The organism is Pseudomonas sp. GW822-FHT02E03 (genome assembly GCF_058802325.1).
Genome location: NZ_JBXAOA010000022.1, coordinates 89,807 through 100,442, shown reverse-complemented (window position 1 = coordinate 100,442; position 10,636 = coordinate 89,807). Strand labels below are relative to the sequence as shown.

The 10,636-nt window shown below is 61.1% G+C and carries 9 protein-coding genes; 7 read left to right on the top strand and 2 right to left on the bottom strand.

Annotated elements, in window-relative coordinates:
• Positions 1-194: 194 nt before the first annotated feature.
• Entirely contained in the window at positions 195-941 is a 747-nt protein-coding gene (locus AC1RQB_RS17840) for an NRDE family protein (RefSeq protein ID WP_063342222.1), read from the bottom strand.
• Between the two features lie 134 nt (positions 942-1,075).
• Between AC1RQB_RS17840 and AC1RQB_RS17835 the strand changes: the two genes are divergently transcribed.
• The 3 genes from AC1RQB_RS17835 to AC1RQB_RS17825 all read left to right on the top strand — a co-directional run bounded on the left by AC1RQB_RS17835 (position 1,076) and on the right by AC1RQB_RS17825 (position 3,783).
• A complete protein-coding gene (locus AC1RQB_RS17835) occupies positions 1,076-1,858 on the top strand; it encodes a sulfite exporter TauE/SafE family protein (RefSeq protein WP_063342223.1) in 783 nt (260 codons plus the stop codon).
• An 82-nt stretch (positions 1,859-1,940) separates the two neighbouring features.
• Positions 1,941-2,747 carry a prolipoprotein diacylglyceryl transferase gene (gene lgt / locus AC1RQB_RS17830; RefSeq protein ID WP_063342224.1) on the top strand — a complete coding sequence of 269 codons (807 nt, stop codon included), beginning with the start codon at positions 1,941-1,943 and terminating at the stop codon, positions 2,745-2,747.
• Positions 2,748-2,811: 64 nt separating this feature from the next.
• Positions 2,812-3,783 (top strand): thymidylate synthase, encoded by a 972-nt coding sequence (locus AC1RQB_RS17825; RefSeq protein WP_063342225.1) that lies wholly within the window; start codon positions 2,812-2,814, stop codon positions 3,781-3,783.
• A gap of 127 nt (positions 3,784-3,910) precedes the next feature.
• Here the strand turns inward: AC1RQB_RS17825 and cadR are convergent, their stop codons facing one another.
• Positions 3,911-4,360 (bottom strand): Cd(II)/Pb(II)-responsive transcriptional regulator, encoded by a 450-nt coding sequence (gene cadR / locus AC1RQB_RS17820; protein ID WP_007897786.1) that lies wholly within the window; start codon positions 4,358-4,360, stop codon positions 3,911-3,913.
• Positions 4,361-4,444: 84 nt separating this feature from the next.
• On the opposite strand from cadR, the gene AC1RQB_RS17815 reads away from it, so the two are divergent.
• The 4 genes from AC1RQB_RS17815 to AC1RQB_RS17800 all read left to right on the top strand — a co-directional run bounded on the left by AC1RQB_RS17815 (position 4,445) and on the right by AC1RQB_RS17800 (position 10,606).
• Positions 4,445-6,703 carry a heavy metal translocating P-type ATPase gene (locus tag AC1RQB_RS17815; protein ID WP_063342226.1) on the top strand — a complete coding sequence of 753 codons (2,259 nt, stop codon included), beginning with the start codon at positions 4,445-4,447 and terminating at the stop codon, positions 6,701-6,703.
• A 16-nt stretch (positions 6,704-6,719) separates the two neighbouring features.
• A complete protein-coding gene (locus AC1RQB_RS17810) occupies positions 6,720-7,583 on the top strand; it encodes a LysR family transcriptional regulator (RefSeq protein ID WP_063342227.1) in 864 nt (287 codons plus the stop codon).
• Between the two features lie 222 nt (positions 7,584-7,805).
• The gene (locus AC1RQB_RS17805; protein WP_063342228.1) at positions 7,806-8,882 is read left to right on the top strand and encodes a putative 2-aminoethylphosphonate ABC transporter ATP-binding protein; all 1,077 of its coding nucleotides are present in this window, start codon (positions 7,806-7,808) and stop codon (positions 8,880-8,882) included.
• On the top strand, positions 8,882-10,606 hold the full coding sequence (locus AC1RQB_RS17800; RefSeq protein ID WP_063342229.1) for a putative 2-aminoethylphosphonate ABC transporter permease subunit: 1,725 nt from the start codon (positions 8,882-8,884) through the stop codon (positions 10,604-10,606). The genes AC1RQB_RS17805 and AC1RQB_RS17800 overlap by 1 nt, the downstream gene beginning before the upstream one ends.
• The last annotated feature ends 30 nt before the right edge of the window (positions 10,607-10,636 follow it).

The following is a 10,636-nucleotide window of genomic DNA, read 5'->3' as shown; positions in this document are numbered from 1 at the left end:
GAGCTGGCGGGTTTCGCTAAAGAAGCCATCGGCTGGGTGGCCAGCCGAAGACTTTAGAGATGTGTAGATACCTATGCCCATCGCAGGCAAGCCAGCTCCCACAGGAGTTTGGGTCGATTCACTGATTTGTGATCAACACCCAAACCTGTGGGAGCTGGCTTGCCTGCGATAGGGCCAGTCCAGGCAGCACAAAATTAAATCCTGATCTCTACTTCCCCCAAATGCCCCCCATACGGCCCGAAACTCCGTTCGACCATATGCCGCCCCCCATCCGCCTGAACAATCAACGCCGTGCTCGCCCGTGTCCCGTAAGTCGGGCTCTTGATAAACACGCTCGACAACAACGTCTCGGTGGCCTGTCCCACGCCAGTGTCCGGCAGTTCGGCAAGCGGCGCCGTCTGCGGATCGCTCAGCAAGGCCAATAGCGCCTGCGGCTGCGGATCGCCCAATACTTCGCTCAATGCTGCCTTGGCCTTGAGCACTTTTGGCCACGGCGTATCAAGCCCCGCGTTCGATAACCCATAAATGCCCGGTTGGAGCATGACTGCTTCCGTCTCCCGGGCATTGAAGTGCCATAGCTCGTTGGCATTGCCAATCAACAGATTAAACCCGGCATATTCAGGCGAACGTCCGGCAACGTCCTTTAAATAGTCGTCAATCGACATGTCCCCGCTGAGAAACTGCGCCACCAGTTCGCCTCGCGACTTGCGCGCCGGCGGCTGAAGGGGATCACGGATGTTGGTCAGCGCGGCGAAGCGCCCATTGGCGCCGACCCCGAGCCACGTACCGCCAGCCTCAAGGTCGCGACCGGCATACACGTGCGGGGCTTGCGGCCATTGCGCCAGGGGCAGGCTGGGCCGGGCATAGAATTCGTCGCGGTTGGCCGCCACGATCAGTGGCTGGGCATGACCCGGTCGCCAGGCAAAAACAATCAGGCACATAAGGTGGTCCTTGTGTGTTTTTTGCTCACTCTACGCAGACATCGCTCATCGATCCATCGCCATCCACAGTGGAGCCCGAGGCCATGCTTCCGTTACCATGCCGCTCCTGATTCGGGATGCTTGGGGATGCGGCCATGGAATTTCTGCTCTATCTGGCGCTGGGCGCCTGTGCGGGCGTGCTGGCCGGGCTGTTCGGGGTAGGCGGTGGGATCATCATTGTCCCGGTGCTGGTGTTCAGTTTCACCTTGCAGGGATTTGATGCGTCGATCCTGACGCATCTGGCAGTCGGCACCTCGCTGGCGACGATCATCTTTACGTCGGTCAATGCGGTTCGCGAGCACCATCGCCGCGGCGCCGTGCGTTGGCCGATTTTTGCCTGGATGACCCTTGGCATTCTGATCGGTGCCGGTTTCGGCGCGCTGACTGCCGAAGCGATTTCCGGGCCGAATTTGCAGAAGATCATTGGTGTATTTGCGCTGATCATCGCCGTTCAACTCGCTTTGGATTTCAAACCCAAGGCCAGCCGAACGGTGCCGGGCAAAGTCGGTCTGACCGTGGCCGGCAGTGTGATTGGCTGGGCTTCGGCGATTTTCGGGATTGGCGGCGGCTCGTTGACCGTGCCGTTCCTGACCTGGCGCAGCGTGCCGATGCAGCAAGCGGTGGCTACTTCGTCGGCCTGTGGCCTGCCAATCGCCTTGGCCAGTGCTTTAAGTTTCATGATTCTGGGGTGGCACGATCCACTGCTGCCGGCCCATAGTCTCGGTTTTGTTTATTTGCCGGCGCTGCTGGGGATTGCCCTGACCAGCATGGTATTCGCCCGCCTTGGTGCGCGACTGGCCCACAGGCTGTCGCCGCGCTTGCTGAAAAGACTGTTTGCCGTTTTGCTGTTTTGTGTCGGCTTGAGCTTCTTGCTCTGACGCGTAGCGCAATCCTGGCTTAATCCTGGCGTGACAGCGTCGCCCGGGAATTTGAAGGTTTCAACTCTAACGAGGAGTCGCAATGCTGCCTTACCCGCAGATCGACCCGGTGGCCCTGGCCATCGGTCCGCTGAAAATCCACTGGTACGGCCTCATGTACCTGATCGGCATCGGCGGCGCGTGGTGGCTGGCATCACGCCGGCTGAACCGCTTCGACCCGACCTGGACCAAGGAGAAACTCTCCGACATGGTCTTCTGGATGTCGATGGGTGTCATCGTTGGTGGACGTTTGGGTTATGTGCTGTTTTACGATCTGAACGCCTACCTGTCCAACCCGACCCTGATCTTCGAAGTGTGGAAGGGCGGCATGTCGTTCCACGGCGGGTTTATCGGTGTAATGCTGGCGGCGCTGTGGTTCGGTAAAAAGAACGACAAGTCGTTCTTCCAGCTGATGGACTTCGTCGCGCCGATGGTGCCGATCGGCCTGGGAGCCGGGCGCATCGGTAACTTCATCAACGCCGAGTTGTGGGGCAAGGCGACCGACGTGCCGTGGGCGATGGTCTTCCCGACCGATCCGGCGCAACTGGCCCGTCATCCGTCGCAGCTGTACCAGTTCGCGCTGGAAGGCGTGGCGCTGTTCGCCATCCTCTGGCTGTTCTCGCGCAAGCCGCGGCCGACCATGGCGGTGTCCGGGATGTTCGCGCTGTTCTATGGCATCTTCCGTTTCATCGTCGAATTCGTTCGCGTGCCAGACGCGCAACTGGGTTATCTGGCCTGGAACTGGCTGACCATGGGCCAAGTGCTGTGCGTACCGATGATCGTCGGCGGGCTGTTCCTGATCTGGCTGGCTTATCGGCGCGCCCCGGCGGCCCCCGCAGCTGCGGTATAAGAAGCAGGCGCTATAAATTCGAACCCCGGGGCGACGGTCCCGGGTTCAAGGACACAGGTAATTCATGAAGCAATATCTCGAACTGGTCGCCCACGTCATCAAGAACGGCACCAAACAGGCCAACCGTACCGGCGTGAACACCATCAGCTTTCCGGGCGCTATGCTGCGCTTCGATCTGCAGGAAGGTTTCCCGGCGATCACCACTCGCAAGATGGCCTTCAAATCGGCCATCGGCGAGATGTGCGGTTTTCTGCGCGGGGTGAACAACGCCGCCGAATTCCGTGCGCTGGGCTGCAAGGTCTGGGACCAGAACGCCAACGAAAACGCGCAGTGGCTGGCCAACCCGTTCCGTCAGGGTGAAGACGACCTCGGCGAGATCTACGGCGTGCAATGGCGCAAATGGCCGGCGTACAAGCAGATTCCGGTCAGCAACCAGGCCGCCATCGAGCAGACCCTGAGCCAGGGTTATCGTCAGATTGCCGAAGGCGAAGAAGACGGTCAGGCCTATGTGGTGCTGTACAAGGCGATCGACCAGATCCGCCAGTGTGTCGACACCATCATCAAGGACCCGGGCAGCCGTCGCATCCTGTTCCACGGCTGGAACGTCGCCCAGCTCGACGAAATGGCCTTGCCGCCGTGCCACTTGCTGTACCAGTTCCACCCGAATGTCGAGACCAAGGAAATCTCCCTGACCCTCTACATCCGCTCCAACGACCTGGGCCTGGGCACGCCGTTCAACCTCACCGAAGGCGCGGCGCTGCTGAGCCTGATCGGTCGCCTGACCGGTTACACACCGCGCTGGTTCACCTATTTCATCGGCGACGCCCACGTCTACGAAAACCACCTGGACATGCTCAACGAACAGCTCAAGCGCGAGCCGTTCCCGATGCCGAAGCTGAAGATATCCGATCGTGTGCCGGAGTTTGCCAAGACCGGTGTTTATCAGCCGGAATGGCTGGAGCAGATCGAACCGAGCGATTTCTCGCTGGAAGGCTATGAGCACCACGCGCCGATGACCGCGCCGATGGCGGTCTGACAATCTGCACGCAATACCCCTGTGGGAGCTAGCCTGCTAGCGATAGCGACGGCACATCCAATAATGATGTGACTGAAAAGCCGCTATCGCTAGCAGGCTAGCTCCCACATTGGGTTTTGTGGTGTTCTTAGTGGCCGTGGCTTCGGCCGACATGAGAATGCTCAACCTCCGTCGCCACAACCCCGCCGCTCACTTCCAGCCGCTGCAAAATCCCGCACTGATCGATATCCGGCCCTTCGCTGCAGCGTTGGCGCAGGTCGAGCAATTGTGTCTGCAAGGCCAGTAAGCCGTCGATCCGAGCCTTCACATGGTGGATGTGTTCGTCGATCAACGCGTTGACGTTTTCGCATTGATCCTGCGGGCTGTCGCGCAGGGCCAGCAGACTGCGGATTTCCTCGAGGGTCATGTCCAGGGTTCGGCAGTTGCGGATGAAGGTCAGGCGCTCGGCGTGGGCCTGGGTGTAGACGCGGTAATTGCCGTCGCTGCGGGCCGGCTCCGGCAGCAGGTTTTCGCGCTCGTAGTAGCGGATGGTTTCCACGGCGCAGTCGGTGAGTTTCGCCAGTTCTCCGATTTTCATCGCGACAATCTCCAAAAGGATGCTTGACCCTATAGTGGCTACAGGGCCTTTACTTGGCAACAGGCACCTTCATGGACGCGAACAATGAGCGATTCTCTTCACACCCACAAATCCGGGCACGATCACAGCCACAAGCTGCAGCCTGTGTCCAAGCATGACCATGGCGGCCACGGGGATTCCTGCTGTTCCTCCAAAGCAGCAGCGCCGTCGTTGATCAAGTTGAGCGAAACGCCGACCGCCGGTGCGCGGCTGAGCAGTTTTCGGATCGAGGCCATGGACTGCCCGACCGAGCAGACGCTGATCCAGAACAAACTCGGGAAGCTGTCGGGTGTGCAGCAACTGGAATTCAACCTGATCAATCGGGTATTGGGCGTGACCCATGACCTGCCAGGCACCGCGCCGATCATCGATGCGATCAAGTCGCTCGGCATGCACGCCGAGCCGTTGGAGCCGGGCGTCGAAGCGCCAATCCCGGCGCCCGAGAAAAAGCCCTGGTGGCCATTGGCATTGTCCGGCGTTGGTGCGCTGGCAGCTGAAGTTATCCATTTCACCAACGCGGCGCCGAACTGGGTGGTGGCGGTTATCGCGCTGATCTCGATCCTCAGCGGTGGTCTCAGCACTTACAAGAAGGGCTGGATCGCCCTGAAAAACCTCAACCTGAACATCAACGCGCTGATGAGCATCGCAGTGACCGGCGCGATTCTGATCGGTCAATGGCCGGAAGCGGCGATGGTGATGTTCCTGTTCACCGTGGCCGAGTTGATTGAGGCCAGGTCCCTGGACCGGGCGCGCAACGCCATTGGCGGGCTGATGCAGATGACCCCCGAGCAAGCCACGGTGCAGCAGGCCGATGGCAGTTGGATCGCACAACCGGTTAAAAACATCGAACTGGGTGCGCGGGTGCGGGTGCGTCCGGGCGAGCGGATCGGTCTGGACGGCGAAGTACTGTCCGGCAACTCGACCATCAATCAGGCGCCGATCACCGGTGAAAGCCTCCCGGTGGAAAAAACCATCGGCGACAAAGTGTTCGCCGGCACCATCAACCAGTCCGGTTCGCTGGAATACACGGTAACCGCCGCGGCGAACAATTCGACCCTGGCGCGGATTATCCACGCCGTGGAACAGGCTCAGGGGGCACGTGCCCCGACCCAACGTTTCGTCGACAGTTTCTCGAAAATCTACACCCCGGCAGTGTTCATCCTGGCCCTGGCCGTGGCGGTGATTCCGCCACTGTTCATGGATGCGCTGTGGTTCGACTGGATCTACCGGGCGCTGGTGTTATTGGTGGTCGCTTGTCCGTGTGCATTGGTGATTTCCACCCCGGTGACCATCGTCAGCGGTCTCGCGGCTGCGGCGCGCAAAGGGATTCTGGTCAAGGGCGGCGTCTATCTGGAGCACGGTCACAAACTCGATTACCTGGCCCTCGACAAGACCGGCACCCTCACGCACGGCAAACCGGTGCAGACCGACTATTTGTCCCTCGACCCAATCGCGGATGAAATAGCTCCGGCCATTGCGGCGGCACTGGCCGGTCGTTCGGATCACCCGGTGTCCCTGGCCATCGCCAATGCGGCTGCAGTTGTGGATAACCGGCGCCCCCCCGCTGTGGATAACTTCGAAGCCCTGGCGGGTCGTGGTGTGCGCGGCGAGATCAACGGTGAGCTCTACCACTTGGGCAACCATCGTCTGGTGGAAGAGTTGGGCCTGTGTTCGCCAGCGCTGGAAGAGAAACTGTTTGCTCTGGAGAAACAGGGCAAATCCGTGGTGCTGTTGCTCGATAAATCCGGTCCACTGGCATTGTTTGCCGTGGCAGACACCGTGAAAGCGTCCAGTCGCGAAGCGATCCAGCAGTTGCATGAGTTGGGCATCAAAACCCTGATGCTGACCGGCGACAACGTTCATACCGCTCAGGCCATCGCCGCCCAGGTGGGCATCGATCAGGCGCAGGGCGATCTATTGCCGGCTGATAAGCTGCAAGCCATCGAAACGCTTTATGCCCAAGGTCATCGGGTCGGGATGGTCGGCGACGGCATCAACGACGCACCGGCACTGGCGCGGGCCGAGATCGGTTTCGCCATGGCGGCGGCCGGTACCGACACCGCCATTGAAACCGCCGATGTCGCCCTGATGGACGACGATCTGCGCAAGATTCCGGCTTTCATCCGCCTGTCGCGGCAGACCTCGAATATCCTCAAACAGAACATTGCCCTGGCATTGGTCATCAAGGCGATCTTTCTTGGGGTAACCTTCGCCGGGATCGCCACCATGTGGATGGCGGTGTTCGCTGACATGGGCGTGAGCCTGTTGGTGGTGTTCAACGGTTTGCGCCTGTTGCGCAAATAGACGATGAGGGAAGGGTGTGCTGAGTGCCGAGCTGAAGGCGTTTTACATGGTGGCCCGGCTGGGCAGTATTACCCTGGCGGCGAAAAAGCTCGGCCTGAGCCAACCGACGGTAACGACCCAGATTCGCCATCTGGAAAGCCAGTACTCGGTTGAGCTGTTCTACCGTGGCGGTCGGCGCCTCAGCGTCAGCGACGAAGGCGCGCGGTTGTTGCCGATGGTCAAGGCGCTGTTGCAGCAGGAAGCCGACATCGAGTTCTTCCTGCGCAACAGCGGTCAGGTTCAGGGCACGTTGCGCATTGCTGCCACGGCGCCGTATTACATCCTCGACCTGGTGAAGACCTTTCGCGAGCGCTTGCCGCAGGTGGAGGTGTCGGTGGAAATCGGCAACTCCCAACAGGTGCTCGAAGCGCTGGAGGATTACCGGGTCGATGTCGCGGCGTCCTCGCAGTTGCTGGACGATGCGCGGCTGATCCGCCGCGTGCTCGGCAGCGATCCACTGGTGCTGGCGGTGCATCGTAATCATCCGCTGGCGGTGCATGATCATGTGCCGCTCAGTGCGTTGGCGGGGCATACGTTGTTGATGCGTGAGTCGGGCTCGACCACTCGGCGCTTGACCGAAGAGTTGCTGGCCGGCGCCGGGGTGAGTTTCGGGCCGTTGCTGGAGATTGGCAGCCGCGAGTCGATTCGTGAGGCGGTGCTGCGCAACATTGGTATCAGCATCATTGCTCGGCAGGAAGTGCCTCACGATCCGCAATTGCGGGTGCTGACCCTCGAAAATGCGCCGCAGATTCCTGAGTATCTGTACTGCCTCAAGGAGCGAAAAGGTGCGCGGCTGCCGGCGGCGTTCCTCGGGTTGGCGCAGGAAATGGCCCCGGCGTAGATGATCGTTCCCACGCTCCGCGTGGGAATGCAGCCCGGGACGCTCTGCGTCCCAAGAGCCGAACGCGGAGCGTCCGTTGAGGCATTCCCACGCAGAGCGTGGGAACGATCAGTGGTGAACCCAAATCCCCAAATACCACTATCGGCCGTTTTTGCCTCATTGCCACATGACGGACGCATTGCAAACCTAGGATGGCCCTCATCTGCTTGATGAGGCCTGTCCATGAACCACTCGACTGCAACTGCCCTGACCAACCCCGGTGCGCCGATGAAAGTGCGCGGCGTGCAGAAACGCTTCGGCGCGTTCACCGCGTTGGATAACGTCTCCCTCGACGTGGCGGCCGGTGAGCTGGTGTGCCTATTGGGGCCGTCGGGCTGTGGCAAAACCACCTTGCTGCGCTGCATCGCCGGCCTTGAGAAACAAGACAGCGGCGAGTTGTACCTCGGCGATCGCGACGTTTCCCACCTGGCACCTCAGGCTCGGGACTACGGCATTCTCTTCCAGTCCTACGCACTGTTCCCCAATCTCAGCGTCGAGGCGAATATCGCCTACGGCCTCACCGGCAGCAGTCGCGATGAAGTGCGCCAGTGTGTCGGTCAGATGCTGGAACTGGTCGGCCTGATCGGCAGTGAGAAAAAGTACCCCGGCCAATTGTCCGGCGGTCAGCAGCAGCGAGTCGCACTGGCTCGGGCCCTGGCGCCGGCCCCTTCATTGTTGCTGCTGGACGAACCGATGTCGGCGCTCGACGCCCGAGTCCGCGAGCATCTGTGCACCGAACTGCGCCAATTGCAGCGCAACCTCGGCGTCACCACCCTGATGGTCACCCACAATCAGGATGAAGCCATGCTGATGGCCGACCGCATCGCCGTGATGAACAACGGCAAGGTCGAGCAGTACGCCACGCCGCAGGAAATCTACGACCGCCCGGCCACACCGTTTGTGGCGGAGTTCGTCGGCCAGGGCAACTGGTTGCCGTTCCGCCGCAGCAGCGACAGTCATGCCCAGGTCGGCGGGATGAACATGCGCCTGGCTGAAGGCAGCGCTAAAACTGCCTCGGGCCGTTTGTTCTGCCGCCCCGAGGCGATCAACGTCAACCCGCCGGTGCATGAAGAAAACCTGTTCCCGGCCAAGGTTCGCGAGATCACTTTTCTCGGCAACCGCTGTCGCATGAGCTTCGAACTCGATCAACTGCCGGGCCACGCATTGCTGGCGGAACTGGCGCCGGAAGCCATGCCGCGTCTTGGCGCGCAACAGATCATGGTCGCCTTGCCGCCGCGCAGCCTGCAGGTGTTTGCCTGATGAGCGTGAACGTCGCGATGCCGATACCGCACAAGCAGGTTCGGCAGGCCTCCCGTGCCGAAATCGGCGATCGGTTGTTCGTGGTCGGCGGCAAGGTCCTGCTGCTGGTGTTGCTCGGCATTGCGGTGTTGATGCCATTGCTGGCGATCTTCTGGCGCGGCTTCAGCTCTGAAGCCGGGCAGGGCGGTGGACTGATCGCCGCTCGCGAACTGCTGACCAGCGCCAATTTCCACTGGCTACTGGGCAACAGCCTGAAAGTGTCTGTCAGCGTCGCGGCCATCGTCGTACCGCTGGCTTATCTGTTTGCCTACGCGCTGCAACGTACATTGATTCCCGGTAAAGGCATCTGGCGCGGCATGTCGCTGTTGCCGCTGATGGCGCCGTCAATGCTGCCGGGGATTGCGCTGGTTTATCTGTTCGGCAATCAGGGCATGCTGCGCGGTTTGCTTTCGGAAAATATCTACGGCTTCTGGGGCATTGTTCTGGGCGAGGTCATCTACACCTTCCCACACGCCTTGATGATTTTGCTGTCAGCCCTGTCCCTGGCGGATGCACGACTGTTCGATGCTGCTTCAAGCATGGGCGCCAGTCCGGCGAAAGCGTTTCGCAGCATCACTTGGCCGGCGACCCGTCAGGCGGTGTTCGCGGCGTTCTGCCTCGTCTTCACCCTGACCATCACCGACTTCGGCGTGCCCGTGGTGGTCGGTGGCGACTATCAAGTGCTGGCGCTGGAAGCCTACAAGGCGGTGGTTGGCCAGCAACAATTCGGTCGCGGCGCGTTGATCGGCATGGTCTTGCTGCTGCCGGCGCTGTTCAGCTTCGGCGTCGACGCCTGGCTGCGTCGGCGTCATGGCGATTCCATGAGCGGTCGGGCGCAAGTGTTTCAACCGGCGCCATCGATGCTGCGCGACGCTTGTTATCTGGCCATCGTGCTGTTGATCTGCGCAGTGTTGCTGCTGGTGTTCGGCATGGCAGTGTTCTCATCGCTGGTGAAGTTCTGGCCGTACAACCTGTCGCTGTCGCTCAACCATTACCAGTTCAGCGACACGGCGGGCGGCGGTTGGCTGGCCTACGGCAACAGCGTGAAGATGGCGTTGTGTACGGCGTTGATCGGCAGTGTGCTGATCTTCACCGGTGCTTACCTGATGGAGAAAACCCGTGGCCAGCGCGGACTGAATTTGACCCTGCGCATGCTCAGTTTCGTACCGATGGCGGTGCCGGGTCTGGTGTTGGGCCTGGGTTACGTCTTCTTCTTCAATCTGACCGGCAACCCGCTGCATGTGCTCTACGGGACCATGACCCTGCTGGTGGTCTGCACCATTGCTCACTATTTGACCACCGCACAAATGACTGCCACCACCGCGCTGCGCCAACTCGATGCCGAGTTCGAAGCCGCCGCGCTGTCGCTCAAGGCGCCGCTGTACCGGCACTACCTGCGGGTCACCGTGCCGATCTGCCTGCCAGCATTGCTGGACATCGTGCGCTACCTGTTCGTCTCGGCCATGACCACCGTCTCGGCGGCGATCTTCCTCTACAGCCCCGACACCATCCTTGCTGCGGTGGCGGTGCTGAACATGGACGACGCCGGCAACGTCGGCGGCGCGGCGGCGATGTCGACCCTGATTCTGTTCACCTCGGCGGGCGTGTCCCTGCTGCTGGCCTGGGCCTCGCGCGGTTTGTTGCGCCGCTCCCAGGCTTGGCGGCAGACCGCGCCCGGTCACTGATTTGCCCCCCCCACACCTCAACTCAAACAG